Here is a 23735-nt window from a genome sequence, read left to right on the forward strand (position 1 = left end):
TGCCTGTCAAGGTAACTGTAACAGATCCACGTACAGATGCAGATAAGAATACTCCAGAAGGTAAGGATCAAACTGTTAATGTTGGTGAAACACCAAAAGCAGAAGATTCAATCAGCAACTTGCCAGATCTTCCAGATGGAACAACAGTTGAGTTCAAAGATCCAATTGACACCACTACTCCAGGTGAGAAAGACGGTACAGTTGTAGTAACTTACCCAGATGGCTCAACAGATGAAGTGCCTGTCAAGGTAACTGTAACAGATCCAAAAGCAACTACTGATACTGACAACAACGATCCTAAGCACGACGATGCTACTGGTAACAGTGTTAAAGAAACAACTCAAATTGCAACGAATGAAGTTGTTAACCGTCGTCAATCAGATGCTTCTACTAAATATCAGGCTAAATTACCTGAAACTGGTGAAGAATCTAACATGGGTATCTTAGCTGGTACGGCAATTCTATTTGCGGTCGGTGCTCTTGGAAAACGCAAGAAAAAAGAAGACTAATATAGGATAGTAATACCAAAAGGTATCCCAAATGAGAAGAAGAAGATTTTGTTCTTCTTCTTTTTTTGTCTCTTTTCTAGAGCCAACCTAAAAAAGTCACTATCCTGATCTCTTTAGAATCTGAAATGATAAGCATTTTGGTTTTATATTTTTTGAATTTTCGGGTTCTAAAAGTCTTCTGTTTGTTATTTTAGATGAGTCTATTGGTGACTTTCAGCTTAGCATTAGAATAGGCTAGTTCTAAAGCATTGATTATGGTGTCTTTGTCTCTCAAAAAGGTTTTGAAGTCGGTTTGAAACGCTTCATTCACAGTCTCTAGATGCTTCTCAATCAAGTCAAAAAACTGACAAGCTCATTTCTATCGGAAATGAAAAAGTGTGAACTGGTACAGATTATAATAAAGTACAGTTTCTTAGAGAAGGATGACGTCTTCTGAAAAATCTACCGAGAGATTAAGGCTTGTCTAAAAGTTCTCGAGAAGAAAGGTTTGAGAGCTAGTTTCGGGCTGTCTTTATGCAATAATATCCGTTAGTGATTTTTCATGGCTCAATAAGCTAAAAACTGGGTGTCCAAAGACTTCATAATGGTCATTTTCGTAGACATCATCGCTCTGCTTAAGTTTTAGAAAAATGTGCCATCGATCAAAGGCAATGTGAGCGTTGGGGAGCGAAACAATCCAGTGGCCTGTTTCAGCCTGAATTTAAAAATAAGAGGGTGAAAGTCTTAATGATGGGTCTATAGCTACCAGACGCATCCACAGAGACGACTTTAATCTTTCTGGGAAATTACTGATAAAAGATGAGATGAGCTTATGTTATAATAGAGTCTATAGAGAAATGTATGCTTGTGACTACTGTCGATCATGTGGTGATGGCGATTGGTTACGTCAATTTGCTTAAAAGATTTTTTTAATAATTGTTACACGGCTAGGCTCCTAGCCTCTATCTAATATATTCTGAGCAAATAGGTATCAAGCGAGGCATTGTTAAGAACATACTCAAAAATACCTGTCAGAACAAGGAGAAGAAGAAATGGCTACTATTCAATGGTTTCCAGGACATATGTCCAAGGCACGGCGTCAAGTGCAGGAAAACTTAAAACACGTTGATTTGGTGACAATTTTGGTAGATGCGAGACTGCCATTATCGAGTCAAAATCCTATGTTAACCAAAATTGTGGGTGACAAACCCAAGTTGTTGATTTTAAATAAGGCTGATTTAGCTGATAGTACACGGACGAAGGAATGGCGCAAGCATTTCGAATCTCAAGGGATTATGACTTTAGCTATCAATTCTAAAGAGCAGGCAGCAGTTAAGTTGGTGACAGATGCTTCTAAACGTTTGATGGCTGACAAAATAGCAAAACTAAGAGAGCGTGGCATTCAAAAAGAAACGCTACGAACGATGATTATCGGTATTCCTAACGCTGGAAAATCAACCTTGATGAATCGACTAGCGGGGAAAAAAATTGCTGTCGTGGGGAATAAACCCGGTGTTACCAAAGGCCAGCAATGGTTGAAATCCAATAAAGAATTAGAGATTTTAGACACACCAGGGATTTTATGGCCGAAATTTGAAGACGAGATTGTTGGTTTGAAGTTGGCTCTCACAGGTGCTATTAAGGACCAACTCTTACCTATGGATGAGGTTACTATTTTTGGTTTGAATTTTTTCAAAACCTATTACCCGGAGCGTCTACAGGAGCGATTTAAAGCCATGGACTTGACCGAAGAAGCACCTGAAATGATCATGGAGATGACACAGAAACTTGGTTTTCGTGATGATTATGATCGTTTCTATAATCTTTTCGTGAAAGAGGTTCGCGATGGCAAATTGGGACGTTATACCTTAGATATTGTTGGGGAACATAATGGCTACGATTAAGGCGATTAAGGAGCAGCTTGCGTCTATTGAAACTTTAGAAGACACCAGATGGGCTGTTTTTGAGGAAGATTCTAGGTTAGGTGTTCAGAAAGCCATTTCGCAGAGGCGACGTGCTATTGTGGCTGAGATAGCTGAGAGGGAGCGTCTGGAGCAGATGTTGATCTTTGAAAGACGTCTAGCTTCCGAAGGTTTCCAGGCTGTAGCGGGAATCGATGAAGTAGGGAGAGGACCGCTAGCAGGACCGGTTGTGGCAGCCTGTGTATTGCTTCCTCAAAATGTTGTTATTAAAGGCCTAAATGATTCCAAAAAAATTCCTAAGTCAAAGCATAGAGACATCTATCAAGAGGTTATGGCTAAAGCTTTAGCAGTTGGTATAGGTATTAAGGACAATCATATTATTGATCAGGTCAATATTTATGAGGCGACAAAGTTGGCTATGTGCACAGCTGTTGAGGAGGTTCAATCGTCAGGATTTAAGCCGGATTTCCTCCTCGTTGATGCCATGACCTTGCCTATTGATATTCCACAGGAATCGCTGATTAAAGGAGATGCACGGTCTTTATCCATCGCCGCAGCATCTATCGTTGCTAAGGTGACTAGGGATCGGTTAATGGCGGATTATGATCAGATTTTCCCTGGCTATGGGTTTGCAAAGAATGCCGGTTACGGTACAAAAGAGCATATAGAGGGGTTGAAGCAACATGGAGTCACTTCTATTCATCGCCAAACCTTTGAGCCTGTTAAAAGCTTGATAAGAGGAGAAAACTAATGGTAACAGAACGTGAAAAAATGATTGCTGGTCAACCCTATGAACCAGCTGATCCAGAATTAAAAACCATGCGATTGCGTGCAAGGCAACTGATGAAAACCTTTAATAATGAAGATGATGCCTCAAAACGAAGCGACCTTCTGAAAGAATGGCTTGGTGCAACTGGTAACCATCTGCACGTGGAGCAACCCTTTTACTGCGATTATGGCACGAATATCTATGTGGGGGAAAATTTTTATGCTAATTTTAACCAAACCTTCCTTGATGTTTGTGAGATTCATATCGGTGACAATGTGATGATTGGGCCAAATTGTCAGCTTCTAACCCCTTTGCATCCTTTAGATCCTATTGAGCGCAATTCTGGAGTGGAATATGGAGCCCCAATTCGACTAGGTAATAACGTCTGGTTGGCTGGTGGCGTCACGATTTTGCCAGGTGTGACCTTGGGAGATAATGTGGTTGTAGGTGCAGGTAGTGTTGTTACTAAATCATTTCCCGACAATGTCGTTCTAGCGGGAAATCCTGCAAAAGTGATCAAGACTATTTCATAAAGTGAAAAAATCTTAGCTCGGCTAGAATTTTTTTTGTCTTTTTCCGAATAGGTAATTGGAGGGATGGAAATGAATCATTTTGAATTATATAAATTAAAGAAAGCTGGTCTAGCGAATCATCATATTCTCAATATCTTGGCCTACGAAGAAAAACATGGCAAGTCTTTATCCTTAAGAGATCGGGCAGTGGTGTCTAAGTGCTCAAATCCAACGACTTTTATGGAAAATTACCGACAGCTTGATAATGAGGAATTGCGTAAAACATTTCGTCTGTTTCCAAGTATTTCAATAGAAGATAAGGAGTATCCCATGGCATTAAAGGAAATCTATAATCCACCAGTCTTACTCTTTTATCACGGGAATCTTGAATTGCTTAAAAAGCCCAAAATAGCTGTTGTTGGTGCTCGGAAATGTTCTGATTTGGCGACCAAATCAGTGCAAAAAGTTATCAGAGAGTTGGATAATCACTTCGTCGTAGTTAGCGGATTGGCGCGTGGGATTGATACAGCGGCTCATCTAGCTAGTCTGAAAGCAGGAGGAGCAAGTATAGGCGTGATAGGGACAGGTCTAGATGTCTATTACCCAAAGGAAAACAAAGCTTTACAGGACTATATGATGACGCATCATTTGGTATTAACGGAGTATGGGCCAGGTGAACAACCACTGAAACACCATTTTCCGGAACGTAACCGTATCATTGCCGGCCTTTGTCAAGGAGTGATCGTCGCAGAAGCCAAAATTCGTTCAGGTAGCTTGATTACATGTGAGCGTGCTTTGGAGGAAGGAAGAGATGTTTTTGCCATTCCAGGTAATATTTTGGATGGAAAATCTGCTGGATGCTTACATTTGATTCAAGAGGGGGCGAAGTGCATTACATCAGGCTTTGATGTCCTAAATGATTATCAATTTTAAAGTAACTTTTCCTATAGGAAAAGTTTTTTTGTTGACACATGGCTTAAAGCGGGTTATCATGTTATAAGTTTCGACGTATGCTAGAGATTAGTATACTTGTCAATGTTCAGTAGAGGAAGTGTCTGTTATGGTAACTGCTAACGCAACAAAAAAAAAGACTAAGAAAAAGTCAACACCTAAGAAAAATCTTGTCATTGTGGAATCTCCTGCGAAAGCTAAAACGATTGAAAAATACCTTGGACGTCAATACAAGGTTGTGGCATCTGTTGGTCATATTCGTGATCTTAAAAAATCCAGTATGTCGATTGATTTTGATAATAACTACGAGCCAGAATATATAAACATTCGCGGTAAAGGGCCTTTGATCAATTCTCTTAAAAAGGAAGCTAAGAATGCCAAAAATGTTTACTTAGCCAGTGACCCGGACCGCGAGGGAGAGGCTATTTCTTGGCATTTGGCGCACATTTTAAATTTAGATCCTAAAGCAAAGAATCGTGTGGTCTTTAATGAGATTACTAAGGATGCAGTAAAAAATGCTTTCTTGGAGCCACGTGAGATTGATATGGATTTGGTCGATTCACAGCAGGCGCGTCGTGTTCTTGATCGTATCGTAGGTTACTCGATTAGTCCCATCCTCTGGAAGAAAGTTAAAAAAGGCTTGTCAGCAGGTCGTGTGCAATCTGTGGCACTCAAGCTCATTATTGATCGTGAAAATGAGATCAAAGCTTTTAAACCAGAAGAGTATTGGACTATAGATGGCGCCTTCAAAAAAGGTACCAAGAAATTTCAGGCAAGTTTTTACGGTTTAGATGGGAAAAAATTTAAATTAAGTAACCAAGAAGATGTCAAAATGGTCTTGCAACGTCTTGAAGGCGATGTGTTTGATGTCGATAAGGTTGAGAAAAAAGAACGTCGCCGTAATGCGCCGCTACCTTACACAACATCTTCTTTACAACAAGATGCAGCCAATAAAATTAATTTCAGGACACGTAAAACGATGATGGTTGCTCAGCAGCTTTACGAGGGAATTAGCCTCGGAAAAGCTGGACACCAAGGTTTGATTACGTATATGCGTACGGACTCGACACGTATTAGTCCAGTGGCTAAAAATGAAGCCTCTCAATTTATTACAGAGCGTTTTGGTAGACAATATTCTAAACAAGGTGCTAAGGTTAAAAATGGCTCTGGCGCTCAAGATGCTCACGAAGCTATCAGGCCATCTAGTGTTCATCACACGCCAGAATCCATTGCACAGTATCTTGATAAGGATCAACTTAAACTGTACACGCTGATCTGGAACCGCTTTGTCGCGTCACAGATGACAGCAGCTATTTTTGATACGATGAAAGTGACCTTATCACAGAATGGTGTCTTATTTACGGCTAATGGTAGCCAGGTCAAGTTTGACGGCTATTTAGCTGTCTATAATGACTCTGACAAAAATAAGATGTTACCAGAAATGGCAGAAGGGGATACGGTTAAGAAGGTTCTAACCACTCCAGAACAACATTTCACCCAACCCCCTGCTCGCTACTCTGAAGCTACTTTGATCAAAACACTTGAAGAAAATGGTGTTGGGCGCCCCTCAACTTATGCGCCGACCCTTGAAACTATTCAAAAACGGTATTATGTCAAATTAGCAGCTAAGCGCTTTGAACCAACGGAATTAGGTGAAATTGTTAATGCCCTGATTGTTGAGTTTTTCCCAGATATTGTGGATGTTGCCTTTACCGCTGAAATGGAAGATCGTCTCGATGAAGTTGAGGTAGGTAAAGAAGAGTGGCAAAAGGTTATAGATCAATTTTACAAGCCTTTTAGTAAAGAGCTAACCAAAGCTGAAGACGAGATGGAGAAAATCCAGATTAAGGATGAACCTGCTGGTTTTGACTGTGATGTCTGCGGATCTCCTATGGTGATTAAATTAGGACGTTTTGGGAAATTTTACGCTTGTAGTAACTTTCCAGAGTGTCGCAATACTAAGGCCATTACCAAAGAGATTGGTGTGACTTGTCCACTCTGCCAAAAAGGCCAAGTTATTGAGCGTAAAACGAAACGCAACCGTATTTTCTATGGCTGTGACCGTTACCCAGACTGTGAGTTTACCTCTTGGGATATCCCAGTTGGTCGTTCTTGTCCCAAATCAGGCGACTTCCTTGTCGAGAAAAAAGTTCGTGGCGGTGGTAAGCAAGTCGTATGTAGCAGTGATGACTGTGACTACAAGGAAGCAGTGGTAAAATAAATCACTAGCTAAGAAGCTATGTGGCGCCAGCCTGATTATTTTATGCTGTGACGGATTTTAGACAATAGATGAAAGGGTTTGGCACTGCCAAGCTCTTTTTTGATCAGAAATGAACTCGATTGGCTATCATCTTTTTTTTGATGAGTTTACGTAATCATGATTATGTAAACTTTTTCCGATATAACCTCCTAATTTTCTTTACCAAGTAGGCTCTTGCAGGTCGGGTCGATCCTTTAGGGCTAATCCTGTCTTTATAAACTGATTTTTGCTATAATGGAGGTTACTATAAAGAAAGATTTGTGGGAAATTTTTCCCAAAGAGGTATTAGTGAGTGTCTCAATCTATTGCAAAACACATTAACGTTATCGGGGCTGGTTTGGCTGGCTCGGAGGCTGCTTATCAGATTGCCAAGCGTGGTATTCCTGTAAAATTGTACGAAATGCGTGGGGTTAAGCCAACGCCACAACACAAAACGGCTAATTTTGCTGAGTTGGTCTGTTCCAATTCCTTTCGTGGCGACAGCTTGACCAATGCGGTCGGTCTCTTGAAAGAGGAAATGCGCCGCCTGGATTCGATTATCATGCGCAATGGTGAAAATCATCGTGTGCCTGCTGGTGGCGCTATGGCGGTAGACCGTGAAGGCTATGCAGAAGCAGTGACGGCTGAGCTAGAAAATCATCCTCTGATTGAAATCATCCGAGGGGAAATTACGGAAATTCCTGATGATACCATTACCGTTATTGCGACTGGGCCTCTGACTTCGGATGCATTGGCTGAAAAAATCCACGCCCTCAACGGTGGCGACGGCTTCTATTTCTACGATGCGGCAGCACCGATTATTGACAAGTCGACTATTGATATGGACAAGGTTTATCTCAAATCCCGTTATGATAAGGGCGAGGCAGCCTATCTCAATTGTCCCATGACCAAGGAAGAGTTTATGGCCTTCCACGAGGCACTGACGACGGCTGAAGAGGCACCGCTCAATTCCTTTGAAAAAGAAAAATATTTCGAAGGCTGTATGCCGATCGAAGTGATGGCCAAGCGTGGAATCAAGACCATGCTCTATGGCCCAATGAAACCTGTTGGTTTGGAATATCCAGATGATTACACGGGTCCACGTGATGGTGACTTCAAGACCCCTTATGCTGTTGTCCAGCTCCGTCAGGATAATGCGGCTGGCAGTCTCTACAATATCGTTGGTTTCCAAACTCATCTCAAATGGGGTGAGCAAAAGCGGGTTTTCCAGATGATTCCAGGTCTTGAAAATGCTGAATTTGTCCGTTATGGCGTGATGCACCGCAATTCCTATATGGATTCGCCCAATCTCTTGACCCAAACCTTTGCGACTCGTCAAAATCCGAACCTCTTCTTCGCTGGTCAGATGACTGGTGTTGAAGGCTATGTAGAGTCTGCAGCGTCTGGCTTGGTTGCTGGTATCAATGCTGTTCGTCGCTTCAAGGACGAAGAACCAGTCGTCTTCCCACAGACCACGGCTATCGGAGCTCTGCCATATTATGTCACTCATACAGAGAGCAAGCACTTCCAGCCAATGAACGTCAACTTTGGTATCATCAAGGAATTGGACGGTCCGCGTATCCGTGACAAAAAAGAACGTTATGAGGCAATTGCCGAGCGTGCTTTGACGGACTTGGAAGCGTATTTGGGCTATTAAAATATTCAAGGATAGATTTTCTTTATGGAGTTCGTGTCAACAGCTCAGCACAGTGGTTGAATGGCGGTTTCGTTCGCGTTTCATGCTTCGAACCAGACCTATTCAACTGTGCGGGGGTGGGCAAACGAACTCTTTTTCTTTTATTGAGTTCTGGCCTACTCCCTTTTATGTTATAATCAAACCGAGAAATAAAAGGAGTTGCGAAATGGATCATCAGACCTGGAAGGGGATTATTTTACAAAAGCAAGGACTCTTACAGCCACAGTCTACTGCTCAGATTTGTCAAAACCTAAATGGCTTGCAGGCTCAATTTCAACCCTATGTCCACGTGGGATTTCACAATCGGATGGCGAACAAGGATTTTCATCAGACGGACTGGCAGGAGCAATTGACTCGCCAGTGGTCTATTCGTCGGACAGTTCACGCCTATCTCAAATCGGAAATTCCTCTCTACATCCATGAAGGGCGAATGGCGACGGAGGATTTTCTGAAACAGCAGGGGCAGGATGGATTGAGTCCGCAGACCAAGCAGAAATTTCATCAGATTATCCTTGAAGCCTTGGAAGATGGTCCCAAGGATCGTCAGTTTCTCAAGGACTTGTGTCGAGCTGAACGACTGACTGCAGAAGATGAGAAGGCGCTCTTCAACGCTTGGGGCGGCATTTTTCGCTATATGGTCGAGCGGGGCGAGATTTATCAGGCCTACGGTAGCAAGACCTTTCATCGCTTGCAAGATTTTCAGCCACTTTCGCGGGAAATAGCAGAGCTGGAAATCGCGCGGCGGTATTTTACAGGATTTGGTCCAGTCAGCCTAGCAGACGCTAGATATTATTTCAAGCAAAATAAGTCAAGGGTGCTAAGTTGGATGAAGGAATTGGACTTAAAAACAATCCAAGTCGCGGGGGAAGAACGCTATTATCTGGGAGAATTAGTAGAAGCAGACCTTCCAGAATGCTTGTTTGTAGCAGGTTTTGATCAACTCTTGCTGGGTTATGAAAAGAAAGCCAATCCTTTCTTTGATCCAAAATACATTCGCAATATCTATACTCTGACGGGAATTGTCAAGCCAGTTGTTTTTTACAAGGGGCGATTTGTGGCGACTTGGAGACGGGAAAAGGGTAAGATTGTCCTGGATATTTTTGAAGAGCTGACTGACAAGGAAGAGTTGGGATTGGAAGACTATCGTCGTGTCTACGAAAACCGCTTAGCTACTCTGTAATGTTCGTTTTTATAGTATAATAACGAAAAAACACTAAATTTTCTGAATATTTCGGAAAATTTATGTTATAATAGACCAAATGTTAGTTTAGAAAGTTTAGTATGAATAAATCGTATTTTTATTTAGAGATGAAAACGCATGAACTAGATGTCCCTTTTACAGGCCGAAAACGTCGTGTTCGCGTTTTGCTACCAAAGGGATATGAGGAAGATACAGAGGTGACTTATCCTGTCGTGTATTTTCATGATGGGCAAAATGTTCTTTACAGTAAAGAAGCTTTTTCAAATCATTCTTGGAAGGTCATTCCGACGATTAAGCGTAATCCCGATATCCCTAAAATGATTGTAGTAGCCATTGATAATGATGGTTTGGAGCGTATGCATGAATATGCCGCTTGGAAATATAGTGAAATGAGTATTCCTGGGCTACAATTTGGCGGAAAAGGAACGCTTTATGCGGAATTTGTAATGGAGGTCGTTAAGCCTTTCATTGACCAGCATTACCGCACTAAGACAGATAAGGCTCATACAGCAATGATTGGTTCATCATTGGGTGGTAATATTACCCAATTTATGGGCTTGGCCTATCAAGATCAGATTGGTTGCTTGGGAGTATTCTCATCAGCCAATTGGCTGCACCAGGATGCCTTTGACCGTTATATTGAACGTCAAAAATTGGATCCTGATCAGAGAGTCTACATCTATGTCGGTACTGAGGAAGCTGATGATACCGATAAGACCCTCATGGCAGGTAATATTAAACAAGCCTATATCAATTCCTCATTGACTTATTATCGGCAACTGATTGAAGGAGGAGTTTCCCTAGATCATTTGGCTATCGAAATCATATCTGGTGCCATTCACAATGAGGAGGCTTGGGCTCAGTACCTACCCAATTGTTTCAGGTTTTTGAGTGATAATTGGTAAGAGATTAAAGGAGAAGAGAGTATGAATGTTGAATTTTTAAGTCACTGGTCAGGACATCTTGGCCGTGAAATGAATCTTAATCGCTATGGACATGCTGGTATTCCGGTTGTTGTCTTTGCCTCATCAGGTGGATCCTATAATGAGTATGCAGATTTTGGTATGATTGAGGCTTGTCGTGGTTCTATTGAAGCTGGTCATGTCCAATTTTTTACCCTAACTAGCCATGACAAAGAGAGCTGGCTAGCTGACTGGAAAAGCATCCATGATAAAGCAGAAGCTCACCGTGATTACGAGCATTATGTGATTGAGGAAGCCATTCCCTTTATTAAACACAAAACAGGTTGGTTTGAACCAATGATGACAACCGGTTGTTCAATGGGAGCTTATCATGCGCTTAATTTCTTCCTCCAGCACCCAGATGTCTTTAGCAAGGTCATTGCATTATCTGGTGTTTACGATGCGCGCTTCTTCAATAATAACAATGACTATGGTCACGACGACGTGGTCTATCAAAATTCACCAGCAGATTATATTTGGCATCAGAATGATGGCTGGTTTATCGACCGCTACCGTCAGGCAGATATTATCGTCTGCACTGGTCTCGGTGATTGGGAGCAAGATGGGCTAGATAGTTTTTATACTTTGAAACGTGCTTTTGAGGATAAAAACATCCCTGCTTGGTTTGATACTTGGGGCGAAGATGTTGCTCACGACTGGGTTTGGTGGAGAAAGCAAATGCCTTATTTTCTCTCTACCATTGGCCTTTAAAAAAGCTAGAAAGGACAAGATATGAATTATTTAGTCATTTCCCCTTTTTATCCGGAAAATTTTCATCCTTTTACAGTAGCTCTCTCAAAAAAATCGTCAATAAATGTATTGGGAATTGGTCAAGAGCCTTATGATCAACTTCCTGAGGAGCTCCGCAATGCTCTGACGGAATATTTCCGTGTCGAAAATCTTGAAAATTTAGATGAAGTGAAAAGAGCAGCAGCTTTTCTCATTTATAAGCATGGACCGATTGATCGTGTCGAATCTCATAATGAGCATTGGCTAGAGTCTGATGCAGCCCTGCGTGAGCAATTCAATATTTTTGGAGCTAAACCTGCCAATCTCAAAAAAACCAAATTTAAGTCTGAGATGAAGAAATATTTTCAAAAAGCAGGTGTCCCAGTTGTCCCTGGTCATACCGTAAAAACGGAAAAAGACCTTGAGAAAGCAGTTAAAAAAGTTGGTTACCCAATGATTGCCAAACCAGATAATGGCGTTGGGGCTTCAGGAACGTTTAAGTTAACGAGCAATGAGGATTTGGAAACATTCAAACAGGCTTGGGATGGTCATACGGCTTATTTCTTTGAGAAATTTGTCAATTCCAATACTATTACGACTTATGATGGCCTGATTGATCGTCACGGGAATGTTGTGTTTGAAACTGGTTTAACCTATGTTCATACGCCTTTAGAGTTGATGCTATCAAATAAAGATAATGCCTATTACATTGAAAAAGCATTAGATCCTAAGTTGGTAGCTTATGGTCGCTCGATTATCAAAGCTTTTGGTATGAAGGAGCGGTTTTTCCATATTGAATTCTTTAAAGATGGTGACGATTATATTGCTATTGAGTACAATAACCGTATGGCAGGTGGATTTACTGTTGAAGCTTATAATTACGCACATTCTATTGATCTTTTTAAAGACTACGCTAATATTGTCAATGGCGAAGAGGTGGCGGAACGTTCATTTGCGCCGCAATATTGTTTGGTTGTGACGCGCCGTGATAAGACATCTTATGTCCATACAGCTGATGAGATTAAGGAGCGCTTTGCAGGTCATTTGAAAGTCGTCAAACGCATGCCAGATGCCTTTTCGGAGTTACAGGGGAATGAGGCCTACCTTATGGTAACAGATAATAAAGAAACACTAGAGGATATGATTAACTTTGTTGGATTAACCACATCCTAATAAATCGTATTTTCCTAGCATTACTATTAAGCGACTTAATATAGGTATTTTGAAAATGTAGTATTGAAATACTGAATTAATTAAACAATGAGGTCCTAGGCTGTTAATGGTCTAGGATTATTTATGATGACAGTAGATGTCCTAGTGTTAAGTGTAATACCCCTAAACTTGGTGTGTTATCTAGAAATTGGTAAGAAATAAGAACAGTTCAATGGATCATTAATCAGTTCTTATTCCCTCTTTTTGCACTAAAGATGCTTTGGGAGCTATTGGGCAGCAGGAGATGTAGTTAAAGAACTTTATATCAGTTGTCTGCTCTATTTGGTGCACAAAGGGGAGACAAAATATGAAATTAGTAAGACACTTTTTCGGTATCGAAATATCAATCAATGATCTTAAGATTAGCAATGCTCAGTCTTGTCTGATCGTAACAATGGTATGACTAAACATGGTGTCAGTATGGCTACCAAAACGAAGATAGCAGACATCTGTAAAGAGGACAAATTCAGTTGACGTGCTGATTGGATTACTCTGAAGGATATTGAGAAAATGTTTCAATTCAAATGTTCTCAGATAAGACCTGTGAATGAGTGTTTTTGGATTTCAAGAGAATAAATTGACTTTTTAAAAAGAATCGAATACAATGTATTTAACAGGAGGTGTTGCTTATGACTACGATGACATTACGTATCAATGATGAGGATTCGAACCTTATTAAGAACTATATTAAGCTTCACGGATTATCTATTTCTGAGTTTGCACGCCAATCAATGCTCGAACGTATTGAAGATGATTACGATTTAGCAGTTTTACGTCAGGCTATGGCTGAGGATGATGGTGTTAGAATCCCAGTGGAGAATCTTTTTGAGGAATTCGGCATATGATTTATCAGGTAAGGTTGACTTCGAAAGCAGACAAGCAGCTTAGAAAATTAGATGCCTATACCCGAAATACCATCTTGGCATGGATTAAGAAAAACCTTCACCAGACAGATAATCCTCGTCTACATGGCAAGGGACTCACAGCTAATCACTCTGGCGAGTGGCGTTACCGTGTTGGTAATTACCGCATTTTAGCGAACATTTATGAGGATGAGATTGTGATTGAGATTTTTACAATCGGTCATCGTCGAGATATTTATTAAACCGTACATGTGGTATGGTTTTTCTTATAGGCCTTAATGATGTGGGGTCTCCTGGATTTGGGTAGCATATTTCGGGAGGATATTTAAGGCTGTTCCAAAATAAAGTAGGTGATTAATCTATGGTTAGGTGATAGGAACAAATTTTACCTATTGATGGCTATTTTGCAATTCTTTTAACTACTAGGTCAAAGTGATTTCGTTTTTTCTGTTTACGAGAGGCAAGGCCCATTGTTCAGCTTGATTTGGTATCTCATAAGGTATTCAGATATTATGGTTATAGCAAAGTGGTAGTTTCATATAGTTTTTAGCTATATATTTCTCTATCTTTTAAGAATTTTTCATAGATCAGGTTTCATGTTAGACTAGAGCTATCTTAATTTTAAGGAGAAATGAGTTATGAAATTGAAAAAATGGGTGAGCCTTGGCGCTTTAGCAGCTACGTCTGTATTATTTTTAGCAGCTTGTAGCGGAAAGTCTGCAGATGATGACAAAGTCGTTGTCAAAGTGGGGACGATGGCAAAAAGTGATTCAGAGGAAGCCCGTTGGAATAAGGTTGAAGAACTACTTAAAGATGAAAACGTCACAATCAAGTATACGGAATTCACTGATTACTCACAACCGAATAAGGCCCTTGAAAATGGGGAAATCGACATTAATGCTTTCCAACATTATAATTTCCTAAATGAGTGGAATAAGAAAAATAATACGGATTTAATCGGTATTGCTGAGACATATATCACAGCTTTCAGACTTTATTCTGGTACTGAAGGTGATAAGAATAAATATACAGATGTCAAGGAATTACCAGATAAAGCTACTATTGTCATCCCTAATGATACGGTCAATGAAAGCCGTGCCCTTTATCTCCTACAATCAGCAGGTTTAATTGAGCTAGGCGTTTCAGGGGATACCTTTGCAGCACTTGATGATATCACAAAAAATGAGAAAGATTTAGATATTGTCGAAGTTGATGCAGCTCAAACAGCTCGTCAACTACAATCGGCAGATGCTGCGGTAATCAATAATGATTTCGTGGTTGAGGCAGGTATTGATCCAAGTAAGGCTATCTTTATTGAACCTAAGGGTGATAATGCTAAGCAATGGTATAATCTTATTGCAGCCAAAAAAGACTGGAAAAAAGCTAAAAATGCCGATGCTATTCAGAAAGTTGTAGACGCATACCATACTGATGAAGTCAAAAAAGTAATAAAAGAAAGTTCAGAAGGACTTGACGAACCTGTATGGTAATGCTAACTATCCTTTATAGAGATATCGTTCTTTCTTCTTAAAGAAGCGAGAAAGACAAGTAGGCAGACAATTAAAAAAAGTAATGAATCGTTGGATTCGTTACTTTTTTTTGTGTCTAAAGGGAATGACGTTTTTGACAGATTCGAATGAATCAGAGATAGTTTGATTTCGCTCGACGATACGGCGTGTCTCTTCATCGATCAATTCTTGGCTCGCATTAATCACATCTAAATCAACATAGTATAATTTGACAAGAGAGCCTTTTAGGTGTTTTCCAGATTTAGGAATCATTTGGACAACCTCATTGAGATGAACCTGTGCTAATTTCTTAGAAGGCTTTGCAAGAATGGCAGAAACCACGAAACCTTGTCGTTCCAAGTGTTCTTTAGCTTCTTCTAAGGGCAGATTAACCACATTATCAATCTTGATAAGTGACATTTGTTTTTCATGGCGTTGGTCCATATGTTTTTCAATAATTGGACGACTATTATCGATGGTTTTATTAATGATGGCAGTTGTATCAGGAATGATAGAAAATAAGCGACCGACTGACCCTAACTTTCGAGATAATTTTAGTTTTGTTTTTGGCATAATACATACTCCTAGAGGTCTAATATGAGTTTATTATACCAAAAATTTAAGAAAAGCTATTTTTCAAACCTTATAAAATTGTAAGCATTTGGTTACATCTTGTAAGCTTATAACTAAGAAAGGATGGTAAACTAGTCATTGAAAGAAAGTCATTAAGTCTTTTCTGAAGGTAATTATCATGTTAAATAGTCAGCTATAATAGAAAGAGGAACAAACTTTATGTTATTAGAAATCAATCACTTAAAAAAAGTGTTTCGCACGCGTTTTGCCAAAACGGAGACATATGCCCTACGGGATATTGACTTTAAGGTTAATGATGGCGAGTTTATCGCTATCATGGGAGAATCTGGTTCCGGAAAAACAACCTTATTAAATATCTTAGCCACCTTAGAAAAACCAAGTTCTGGTTCTGTTTTATTAAAGGGACAAGATATTACTAAAATCAAAGAAAATCAGTTGGCTGATTTCAGGCTCAAACACCTCGGTTTTGTTTTTCAAGAGTTTAATCTTTTAGATACTTTGACTATCAGAGATAATATCTTTTTGCCTTTGGTCTTAGACCGAAAACCGTACACTAAAATGGAAAAAGCTTTGCTTCCCTTAGCAGAACAGTTGCATATTAAAGACTTACTAGATAAACGTCCAATTGAAATTTCTGGTGGTCAAAAACAAAGAGTAGCGGTAGCTAGAAGTTTAATTAATCAACCAGATATCCTCTTAGCAGATGAACCGACAGCAGCGCTAGATTTTCGAAATTCAGAAGATTTATTATCCCTTTTTGAAGAAATCAATGCTTTTGGACAAACTATCCTTATGGTGACCCACTCTGCAATGGCTGCCAGTCATGCCAAGCGTGTGCTATTTATCAAAGATGGTAGGATTTTCCATCAACTATATCGAGGCAACAAAAGTCCTCAAACCTTTAGTAAAGATATCTCTTTGGCTATGAATGCTCTTCTAGGAGGAGGTGATGATCATGTTTTATCTTAAAATGGCTTGGCAGAATTTACTTAAGACCAAGAATATCTATGGACCATTTCTGTTAACGAGTCTGGTACTTTATATCACTTTGTGTTCTACCCTTTTGATCTTGTTTAGTCCTATTTCTGACGATATGTCTTATGGAAAATATCTTTTAGGATTTGGGAGTGGAGTCTTAACCTTGCTATCAACTATTTTAATAGTCTATAGCTACCGTTTTGTTTTAAAACAACGTAGTAAGGAGTTTGGGCTTTACAATGTTTTGGGAATGAGTAAGAAAAAAGTTTCTTTAATATCGAGTATTGAAATACTAATTGTATTACTAGGTCTTCTTATTATAGGGAATATCCTCTCGGCCATCTTTTCAAACGCACTTTATCTCATATTTGTTAACCTTATCCATTATGATCAATTGATCTTAACATTTACTTCCCAATCTTTTATCATAACTGGAATGATTTTCTTTAGTATTTTTATACTATTGTTGGTTATCAATTTATTTGCGATTAGACAGTCATCGCCATTAGATTTATTCAAGTCAGCATCTAAAGCAGAACAAGAACCTAAAGGAACTATTGCTTTGGCTATGCTTTCTCTAGTCCTGCTGGGAATTGGCTATGGTTTGTCATTGACGTCAACAAAGATTGCTGCTTTAGCTTTGATTTATCGCTTTTTGATTGCGGTTGTCTTGGTTATTATTGGAACCTATTTATTTTATATCTCATTTACAACTTGGTACTTGAAACGCAGACGTCAAAATAAGGATTATTACTATCAAACAGAGCATTTTATAACGGTTTCTCAAATGATTTTTCGCATGAAACAAAATGCGGTTGGATTAGCCAATATCACCATATTAGCGGTTATGTGCTTTGTTACCATTGCTACAACGTCATCGCTTTTCGGGAATACTGAGAATATGGTCTCTCAGCTCTTTCCAAAAAATACTGAGCTAGAGATTCATCAAGTTGAAGGAAAAACTAGCTTTGAAGCATTTGCCCAAGAGACGATTATCCCAGAGCTAAGAACAGATAATAAAGATGTTATTGCTTATCAATCAGCTATGATTTCTATTCCTTTAACTCGTGATAAAGAAATCACTGTCAATGAGAAAACGATCAAAAACCCTAAGATAAGTAAAATGGGGTTTGTTTACTTGATTGAACAAGATGATTTTAGAAAGCTTGGTAATGATTTACCTCACTTAAAAGCTAATCAAACAGCCTTTTTCAAGCAAAAAGGTGATAGTAAACTTGAGAAACTGACGATTTTTGGGAAAGAATATGCTAATATCAAAAACTTTAAGTCCGTTATCGTGCCTGATGTTGTTAATACCTATAATCCTGGAGTTTTAGTTGTTAGTGATAGGAATCAAATGACTGCCATCAAAAAGCACTTTGAAAATGTCGAAGGATTTGATTATAACGAATCTTATAAGTTGTTTGCGGATTTGAAGGCAAAAGACTATCAAGCTTTAAAAGAGAAAAAAGGTGTTTGGATCAATACGAAGGGAGAGACAGCCATAGTAGAATTGACACGAGAGTCATCATTTAAAGATGGAGTCTATAGTTTATTTGGTGGTTTCCTATTTACAGGACTTTTGTTAGGAACAGCTTTTCTCTTAGCTGCAGCTTTGATTATCTATTATAAACGTTATTCAGAAGGGGTTGAAGATCAAAAATCCTTTCATATTTTACAAGAAGTTGGCATGTCCAAGGCTCAAGTTAAGAAAATCATTGGTTCACAAACCCTTATGGTCTTCTTCATGCCACTGGCTATGGCAATCAGCCATTTCTTAGTAGCGTTGATTATGCTCAAACAAATGCTCTCACTCTTTGGAGTAGTCAATGATCTGTTGATTTACCAAATTTCTGGAGGTGTCATTCTCGCCATTACCATTACCTACTATCTCATTTACCGATTAACAGGACGGTCTTATTATCACTTAATTGAAAGGTAGGAAAAGTAGCGATTTTTCGCTGCTTTTTTGCTAAAATAATCCTATGAGCAAGCAAGATAAACTATATATTATTGAGGATGATGCGACTATTGTCACTCTTTTAAAACAGCATTTTTCCGGTCATTATCAGGTCTTTTCAGTGACAAATTTCCGAGATATTAAGCAGGAAGTTGAAACTATCCAGCCTGATGTGATTCTCATGGACATAACTTTACCCTTTTTTAATGGTTTTTATTGGACTAGTGAGATTCGTAAGACGATGACAGTGCCAATTATCTTTATTTCTTCTAGTAATGATGATATGGATGCTGTCATGGCACTTAATATGGGTGGCGATGACTTTATCTCAAAACCATTCTCACTCAGCATATTAGAGGCAAAAATTTCAGCCTTTTTACGAAGAAGTAAGCAATTTAGTAAAGATGAGCTTTCTTTTGCTGGATATGAATTACTAGCAGATGGCAGCTTTATCTCTGAGCAACATGGAAGTGTTGACCTATCCCCAACAGAGGCAAAAATTTTACGAATACTAATGACACATGATCAGCAAGTTATTGCTAAAGAAGACTTTTTAGAAAAACTCTGGCAAGATGATAGCTTTATTGACCATAATACCTTGAGTGTTAATATAACACGGCTTCGCAAGAAATTAAAAACTATCGGTTTTAATCATCTCCATACGGCTAGAGGGGTGGGGTATTTTCTCAAATGATTTTAAAATATCTTAAAGAATATGGCCCTTGGTACATCTTATATGCCCTATCGACACTGACTTATCACTTCATGTTTTATTTGTACCATTTGCCACAGCATTATTTTTTAGCTAGTTTAGCCATCAATCTGGTCTTTTTTAGTGTTTGGACTCTCCAAAATTATCAGTCATTTAAAGGCAAATTATTGGAGTTAGAGAGCTTAAAAGCCTTTGACGATTTACCCCAGGGACGCTTACCAACAGAAATAGCTTATCAAGGACTGATTTATCATTTAGTCGCTAAAGAAGCACAGCAAGTTTTAGACATAAAAAGAGAACAAGATCATTTAGAAGGATTGGTTAAGATGTGGTCCCATCAGATGAAAATACCAGTATCAGCTATATCCTTAATGATTCAAACGCATCAAATGAATAAATCCGAGCTACAAGGCCAAATTTTTCGTTTAGAAAATGATATCAATAATCTCTTGGCCTATCTCAAATATAAGCACGATGATGATGACTACCGTTTTGAAGAGATTTCTCTGAAAACCTGTGTTAGTGGTGTTATCAAAAAATTCAGTAGTCAGTGTATTGCTAAACAGCTTCATATCAAACTAATCGGAGATTCAAGCATTATTACAGATGGTAAATGGTTAGGGTTCTGTCTATCGCAAATCATTGATAATGCTATTAAATATAGTTCTCCGGCGTCTGATATCAAAATAAGAATTGATAAAAATAGTATCGAAATACAAGATTATGGCATAGGAATACTAGAAGAGGATATTCCTCGTTTATTTGAACAAGGCTTCACTGGCTATAACGGACACGAACATGAAAAAGCGACTGGTCTTGGTTTATACATGACTAAGCAAATATTAGATAAATTGAGATTTTCTATTGCTATCACGAGTCAGATTGGTCATGGGACGACAGTTATTATAAGAAAGAAATACTAATTTACGTAATTATATTTACGCAAATAACTTACATCCTAAAATACTAGGATGTTTTTTATTGTATCCAAATAACTAAAGGGGTAGTAAATGTTATTCAAGTAGAATCTCTATAAACTCTGAATAAAACTTATAATCGATAAGAAAAGTGTTGACATCTGTATTTTTATGATTTTTATGTATAAAAATACAAAAAAGATCCTTCTTATGGCACTTAAACCTTATCTTTATTCGATATTATTAGCTCTTACTCTTATGTTAGTTGGCTGTCAGTCTGAGAACCTACAGTCTAAATCAAAAGACACAAGTTGGGAAGTTGTTGAAAAACGTGGAAAGTTAGTTGTAGCTACGGAAACAGGGTTCATTCCCTTTACATTCAAGACATGAGTTGATGGAAAAGATACTATCGTGAGATCTGATGTCGAGATGGTAAAAGCTATCGCTGAGCAACTCGGAGTGACGGTTGAATTTAAAGAAATGAGCTTTGACAATGTTCTTGCAAGCGTCCAATCAGGGAAAGCAGATATTGGCATATCTGGAATTTCCATTACTAATGAAAGACAGAAAACTTTTCTTTTTTCTAAGGGTTACTATACTGCAAAAACAAAACTAATTATTCCTAAAGATAAAATTAATATTTATACAAGTATTTCAAACTTTTCTGATAAAGGTATTGCTAGTCAAAAAGGTAGTATTCAAGAAAACATAGCTAAACAATCGTTTTCTAAGTCAAATCTTATCAGTCTACCACAAACATCTGAAATGATTGTTGAATTAAAACAGGATAAAGTAGATGGTATCCTATTAGAAGAACCGGTTGCAAAAGCTTATGTTGACAAGAATCCAGAATTAGTAATTGCAAATATTGATTTGCCTTCGGATAGTAATGATACTTATGGTATTATCTTACCTAAAAGTAGTAAAACATTGAGAAAGAAAATCAATGGCGAATTAGAGTCGATGATAAAGTCAGGGAAAATTAACCACATGATCCAACTAGCTTACCAACTTTCTATAAAAGAATAAGGGAGAAAATAATGAAACATTTTTTAAAAGAAATTGATTTTACTAAAGAAGATTTATTAGCATTTATTAATAGTGCTCTGGCCTTTAAAGCCCTAAATTTAAAAAACCATCGACTCGTACAAGAGCAGCCTTTACGGTTGCAGCTCAGGATTTAGGGATGCAGGTTACCTATCTTGGTTCCAGTGAAATTCAGATGGGCAAAAAAGAATCTGTGGCAGATACTGCTAAGGTGCTTGGCAGCATGTTTGATGGGATTGAGTATCGTGGCTTCTCTCAGCAAATCGTAGAAGACTTAGCTGAAAATGCAAATGTTCCTGTTTGGAATGGGTTGACAGACGAGTGGCACCCAACACAGATGATCGCAGATTTTATGACCTTGAAAGAGCATTTCAGTTATTTAGAGGGCCTCAATCTGACCTATATAGGTGATGGTCGTAATAATGTGGCTAATTCTCTACTGGTAACGGCTGCTAAGCTTGGTGTCAATATCACTATTATTGCTCCTAAATCTCTACAACCAGATCAAGAAGTGATTGATCTAGCGAAGATACAGTCGACAGGCGGCACGATCCATATCACTGATGATATAACAGCCTCCAAAGGATCTGATGCTATTTACACGGATGTGTGGCTGTCCATGGGAGAAGATGCTGATTTCAAAGAGCGAATCGATCTGCTTTGGGACTATCAGGTTAATCAAAACTTGCTGGATCTGACAGAAAATCCTGAGGTCATCGTCCTCCATTGCCTACCTGCCTTTCACAACACTAAGACCGAGATTTCCAAAACTATTTATGAGACATACGGCTACGAGTCTCTTGAAATTACAGATGAGGTCTTTCAAGCGCAGAGTGACATTATTTTCCAAGAAGCAGAAAATCGTCTGCATTCTATCAAGGCAATCCTTTACTGGAGTTTGAAGTGATTCTGTATAGTAACACTTAAACAAAACCAATGGTATCATTGTTGGACTAATTAGAACATAGAGAAGAATCCCCCTTATTGGCATTTTATTCTAGCGAGGGGGATTCTTTGAGGACGACAAAGGAAAATAGTGGAAGCGAGAAAGAACACTAAAATAGAAATGATCCTTCTCTCAACAGCGATAGGTTGCTATTGTTGGTCAATTCTTTTAGTAGGTTCAAACTTTAAGATAAGTACAATTTACATAATTTTAGTTACGTCAATCATAACTTATCCAAGGCATTTTTCTGCTCGTCATTGACAATATGAGTATAGAGGTCAGTGACCTGAGTTGAGGCATGTCCGAGTTGATGGCTGACAAGAACTTGAGATTTGGTCGAGTCGTAGAGTCTGGTGGCCAAAGTATGACGCAGTTTATGCGGTGTGACACGAATTTTAAAGTCTTGAGAGTATTTTCCAACCATTTTTTCAACACTAGAAGCATCAATACGGTTCGGAACGCCTCGATATTCAGTTAGAAATAAGGCAATATCTTGTTTTTCAGCCTTATAACGTTGCTGACGGATAGCTATATAAGCTTCTAGATAAGGCTTTGCAAATCCAGCTATATTGACAGAATCACGTTTACCGCCTTTTCTAGTCACTTCAATGACCATCATATTGAGATTCAAATCTTTCAGATCAAGATTAACAGCCTCAGAAAGACGAACACCAGATGCCAGCAGTAGTGCAATAATGGCTAAATCACGTTCTTTATTTTTTCGGAAAGATGATTTGGCGCGATTAGAAAGTTTGTTTTCATATTCACAATCTACATATTCTAAGAACGCCATGGTCTCATCACCAAGAAAGAGTTTTTGCTTAATGTTTTCAGCTCTGGAGGCGAGCGTTTCTTTTTTCTTCTTAGTAGCCACCTTTTTCATGACATTTCGATAGAAATAAGGTTCACCATGTTCATTTTCAACCTCCTCAGTCAGATATTTAAAGAGACTGGATAAAGCTGATAAGGTACGGTTTATGGTTGTCTGTGAGACACCTTGCTTATTAGAATAGGTGTTGAGAGATGGCCGTTCACGCAAATACAGGACAAAAGATTCCATATCTTTTTTGCTTAAATGCTCTAAAACAGATAAGTCGATATCAGCTAATTGCTCAGCATTTGAAATCCCCGATTCAATCAGCCATTCAAAAAAACGCCGATATTCTTTGAGGTATTCATATAAGGTTGTAAAACTATAAGGGACAGCTAGTTTGGACTGATAGTATTCTAAGACAAACCAGGGCATAATAGCTTTGAGCTCATCAATTTTCTCAAGTAGCAATTCACGTTTCATAGAGTATCTCTCCTTTAGTTTTTGTCAATAGAAGTATACCATAGCTAGACATGTTTTTCAAGAAAATTATAGTTTTTCGGAAAGATGATAAGGGAATCTATTTGCAATATATACAATATAACTAAAAAATTGTGTATTGATGTGTATTGACATAAAGGCTGATAATAGTTTGACAAAAATATGTAATTTCACTTCAATAGTGCACTAATTATAAACTTTTGTGTCAATATTTTGT

At 38.6% G+C, this 23735-nt stretch carries 22 protein-coding genes and 1 pseudogene; 21 read left to right on the forward strand and 2 right to left on the reverse strand.

Going from position 1 to position 23735, the window contains the following annotated elements; all coding sequences use genetic code 11:
- The 14 genes from G574_RS0109500 to G574_RS0109570 all read left to right on the forward strand — a co-directional run.
- The coding region (locus G574_RS0109500) for a Rib/alpha-like domain-containing protein (RefSeq protein WP_029691989.1) at positions 1–509 on the forward strand (509 nt) is incomplete at its 5' end.
- Positions 510–1540: 1031 nt separating this feature from the next.
- The gene (gene ylqF / locus G574_RS0109510) at positions 1541–2392 is read left to right on the forward strand and encodes a ribosome biogenesis GTPase YlqF (RefSeq protein ID WP_029691990.1); all 852 of its coding nucleotides are present in this window, start codon (positions 1541–1543) and stop codon (positions 2390–2392) included.
- Entirely contained in the window at positions 2379–3161 is a 783-nt protein-coding gene (locus G574_RS0109515) for a ribonuclease HII (protein ID WP_029691991.1), read from the forward strand. Before ylqF ends, G574_RS0109515 begins: the two co-directional genes overlap by 14 nt.
- Positions 3161–3712: a sugar O-acetyltransferase gene (locus tag G574_RS0109520; protein ID WP_029691992.1), complete on the forward strand. Its 552-nt coding sequence runs from the start codon at positions 3161–3163 to the stop codon at positions 3710–3712. The genes G574_RS0109515 and G574_RS0109520 overlap by 1 nt, the downstream gene beginning before the upstream one ends.
- A 69-nt stretch (positions 3713–3781) precedes the next feature.
- A complete protein-coding gene (gene dprA, locus G574_RS0109525; protein ID WP_029691993.1) occupies positions 3782–4624 on the forward strand; it encodes a DNA-processing protein DprA in 843 nt (280 codons plus the stop codon).
- Positions 4625–4751: 127 nt separating this feature from the next.
- Positions 4752–6863 carry a type I DNA topoisomerase gene (gene topA, locus G574_RS0109530; RefSeq protein ID WP_029691995.1) on the forward strand — a complete coding sequence of 704 codons (2112 nt, stop codon included), beginning with the start codon at positions 4752–4754 and terminating at the stop codon, positions 6861–6863.
- Positions 6864–7194: 331 nt separating this feature from the next.
- Positions 7195–8538, forward strand: a complete 1344-nt coding sequence (gene trmFO, locus G574_RS0109535) for a methylenetetrahydrofolate--tRNA-(uracil(54)-C(5))-methyltransferase (FADH(2)-oxidizing) TrmFO (RefSeq protein WP_029691996.1) — start codon at positions 7195–7197, stop codon at positions 8536–8538.
- Positions 8539–8743: 205 nt separating this feature from the next.
- The gene (locus G574_RS0109540; protein ID WP_029691997.1) at positions 8744–9757 is read left to right on the forward strand and encodes a DNA glycosylase AlkZ-like family protein; all 1014 of its coding nucleotides are present in this window, start codon (positions 8744–8746) and stop codon (positions 9755–9757) included.
- Positions 9758–9858: 101 nt separating this feature from the next.
- Positions 9859–10683 carry an alpha/beta hydrolase gene (locus tag G574_RS0109545; RefSeq protein ID WP_017769466.1) on the forward strand — a complete coding sequence of 275 codons (825 nt, stop codon included), beginning with the start codon at positions 9859–9861 and terminating at the stop codon, positions 10681–10683.
- 21 nt (positions 10684–10704) lie between these two features.
- Positions 10705–11451 carry an esterase family protein gene (locus G574_RS0109550; RefSeq protein WP_029691998.1) on the forward strand — a complete coding sequence of 249 codons (747 nt, stop codon included), beginning with the start codon at positions 10705–10707 and terminating at the stop codon, positions 11449–11451.
- 21 nt (positions 11452–11472) lie between these two features.
- Positions 11473–12642 (forward strand): ATP-grasp domain-containing protein, encoded by a 1170-nt coding sequence (locus G574_RS0109555; RefSeq protein WP_029692000.1) that lies wholly within the window; start codon positions 11473–11475, stop codon positions 12640–12642.
- Between the two features lie 668 nt (positions 12643–13310).
- Positions 13311–13526, forward strand: a complete 216-nt coding sequence (gene relB, locus G574_RS0109560; RefSeq protein WP_029692001.1) for a type II toxin-antitoxin system RelB family antitoxin — start codon at positions 13311–13313, stop codon at positions 13524–13526.
- Positions 13523–13786, forward strand: a complete 264-nt coding sequence (locus G574_RS0109565; protein WP_029692002.1) for a type II toxin-antitoxin system RelE family toxin — start codon at positions 13523–13525, stop codon at positions 13784–13786. The genes relB and G574_RS0109565 overlap by 4 nt, the downstream gene beginning before the upstream one ends.
- Positions 13787–14182: 396 nt before the next feature.
- A complete protein-coding gene (locus G574_RS0109570) occupies positions 14183–15034 on the forward strand; it encodes a MetQ/NlpA family ABC transporter substrate-binding protein (protein WP_029692003.1) in 852 nt (283 codons plus the stop codon).
- Positions 15035–15133: 99 nt separating this feature from the next.
- Here G574_RS0109570 and G574_RS0109575 read toward each other — a convergent pair whose 3' ends face one another.
- Positions 15134–15625, reverse strand: coding sequence for a PASTA domain-containing protein (locus G574_RS0109575; RefSeq protein WP_029692004.1), 492 nt, complete (start codon positions 15623–15625; stop codon positions 15134–15136).
- Between the two features lie 219 nt (positions 15626–15844).
- On the opposite strand from G574_RS0109575, the gene G574_RS0109580 reads away from it, so the two are divergent.
- The 7 genes and pseudogenes from G574_RS0109580 to argF all read left to right on the forward strand — a co-directional run bounded on the left by G574_RS0109580 (position 15845) and on the right by argF (position 22167).
- On the forward strand, positions 15845–16615 hold the full coding sequence (locus G574_RS0109580) for an ABC transporter ATP-binding protein (RefSeq protein ID WP_029692005.1): 771 nt from the start codon (positions 15845–15847) through the stop codon (positions 16613–16615).
- Complete coding sequence (locus G574_RS0109585; RefSeq protein WP_029692006.1) at positions 16602–18566, forward strand: ABC transporter permease; 1965 nt, start codon at positions 16602–16604, stop codon at positions 18564–18566. The genes G574_RS0109580 and G574_RS0109585 overlap by 14 nt, the downstream gene beginning before the upstream one ends.
- Before the next feature lie 43 nt (positions 18567–18609).
- On the forward strand, positions 18610–19278 hold the full coding sequence (locus tag G574_RS0109590) for a response regulator transcription factor (RefSeq protein WP_017769388.1): 669 nt from the start codon (positions 18610–18612) through the stop codon (positions 19276–19278).
- Positions 19275–20219, forward strand: coding sequence for a sensor histidine kinase (locus tag G574_RS0109595; protein ID WP_017769389.1), 945 nt, complete (start codon positions 19275–19277; stop codon positions 20217–20219). The genes G574_RS0109590 and G574_RS0109595 overlap by 4 nt, the downstream gene beginning before the upstream one ends.
- A 204-nt stretch (positions 20220–20423) precedes the next feature.
- Complete coding sequence (locus tag G574_RS11550) at positions 20424–20603, forward strand: hypothetical protein (RefSeq protein ID WP_095122750.1); 180 nt, start codon at positions 20424–20426, stop codon at positions 20601–20603.
- A 39-nt stretch (positions 20604–20642) separates the two neighbouring features.
- Entirely contained in the window at positions 20643–21242 is a 600-nt protein-coding gene (locus G574_RS10995) for a transporter substrate-binding domain-containing protein (protein WP_156828128.1), read from the forward strand.
- An 8-nt stretch (positions 21243–21250) separates the two neighbouring features.
- Positions 21251–22167, forward strand: a pseudogene (gene argF, locus G574_RS11000) (ornithine carbamoyltransferase).
- Between the two features lie 262 nt (positions 22168–22429).
- Here the strand turns inward: argF and xerS are convergent.
- On the reverse strand, positions 22430–23500 hold the full coding sequence (gene xerS / locus G574_RS0109610) for a tyrosine recombinase XerS (RefSeq protein WP_029692007.1): 1071 nt from the start codon (positions 23498–23500) through the stop codon (positions 22430–22432).
- Between the last annotated feature and the right edge of the window lie 235 nt (positions 23501–23735).

This window comes from Streptococcus hyovaginalis DSM 12219, from assembly GCF_000420785.1.
Classification (GTDB): domain Bacteria; phylum Bacillota; class Bacilli; order Lactobacillales; family Streptococcaceae; genus Streptococcus; species Streptococcus hyovaginalis.

Coding starts and splice junctions, on each gene's coding strand:
- G574_RS0109540 (WP_029691997.1), top strand. CDS start 8,744: ATGGATCATCAGACCTGGAAGGGGATTATTTTACAAAAGCAAGGACTC.
- relB (WP_029692001.1), top strand. CDS start 13,311: ATGACTACGATGACATTACGTATCAATGATGAGGATTCGAACCTTATT.
- dprA (WP_029691993.1), top strand. CDS start 3,782: ATGAATCATTTTGAATTATATAAATTAAAGAAAGCTGGTCTAGCGAAT.
- G574_RS0109595 (WP_017769389.1), top strand. CDS start 19,275: ATGATTTTAAAATATCTTAAAGAATATGGCCCTTGGTACATCTTATAT.
- xerS (WP_029692007.1), bottom strand. CDS start 23,500: ATGAAACGTGAATTGCTACTTGAGAAAATTGATGAGCTCAAAGCTATT.
- G574_RS0109590 (WP_017769388.1), top strand. CDS start 18,610: ATGAGCAAGCAAGATAAACTATATATTATTGAGGATGATGCGACTATT.
- G574_RS0109570 (WP_029692003.1), top strand. CDS start 14,183: ATGAAATTGAAAAAATGGGTGAGCCTTGGCGCTTTAGCAGCTACGTCT.
- G574_RS0109520 (WP_029691992.1), top strand. CDS start 3,161: ATGGTAACAGAACGTGAAAAAATGATTGCTGGTCAACCCTATGAACCA.
- topA (WP_029691995.1), top strand. CDS start 4,752: ATGGTAACTGCTAACGCAACAAAAAAAAAGACTAAGAAAAAGTCAACA.
- G574_RS10995 (WP_156828128.1), top strand. CDS start 20,643: ATGGTAAAAGCTATCGCTGAGCAACTCGGAGTGACGGTTGAATTTAAA.
- G574_RS0109545 (WP_017769466.1), top strand. CDS start 9,859: ATGAATAAATCGTATTTTTATTTAGAGATGAAAACGCATGAACTAGAT.
- G574_RS0109550 (WP_029691998.1), top strand. CDS start 10,705: ATGAATGTTGAATTTTTAAGTCACTGGTCAGGACATCTTGGCCGTGAA.
- G574_RS0109575 (WP_029692004.1), bottom strand. CDS start 15,625: ATGCCAAAAACAAAACTAAAATTATCTCGAAAGTTAGGGTCAGTCGGT.
- G574_RS0109515 (WP_029691991.1), top strand. CDS start 2,379: ATGGCTACGATTAAGGCGATTAAGGAGCAGCTTGCGTCTATTGAAACT.
- G574_RS11550 (WP_095122750.1), top strand. CDS start 20,424: ATGGCACTTAAACCTTATCTTTATTCGATATTATTAGCTCTTACTCTT.
- G574_RS0109580 (WP_029692005.1), top strand. CDS start 15,845: ATGTTATTAGAAATCAATCACTTAAAAAAAGTGTTTCGCACGCGTTTT.
- G574_RS0109565 (WP_029692002.1), top strand. CDS start 13,523: ATGATTTATCAGGTAAGGTTGACTTCGAAAGCAGACAAGCAGCTTAGA.
- ylqF (WP_029691990.1), top strand. CDS start 1,541: ATGGCTACTATTCAATGGTTTCCAGGACATATGTCCAAGGCACGGCGT.
- G574_RS0109555 (WP_029692000.1), top strand. CDS start 11,473: ATGAATTATTTAGTCATTTCCCCTTTTTATCCGGAAAATTTTCATCCT.
- G574_RS0109585 (WP_029692006.1), top strand. CDS start 16,602: ATGTTTTATCTTAAAATGGCTTGGCAGAATTTACTTAAGACCAAGAAT.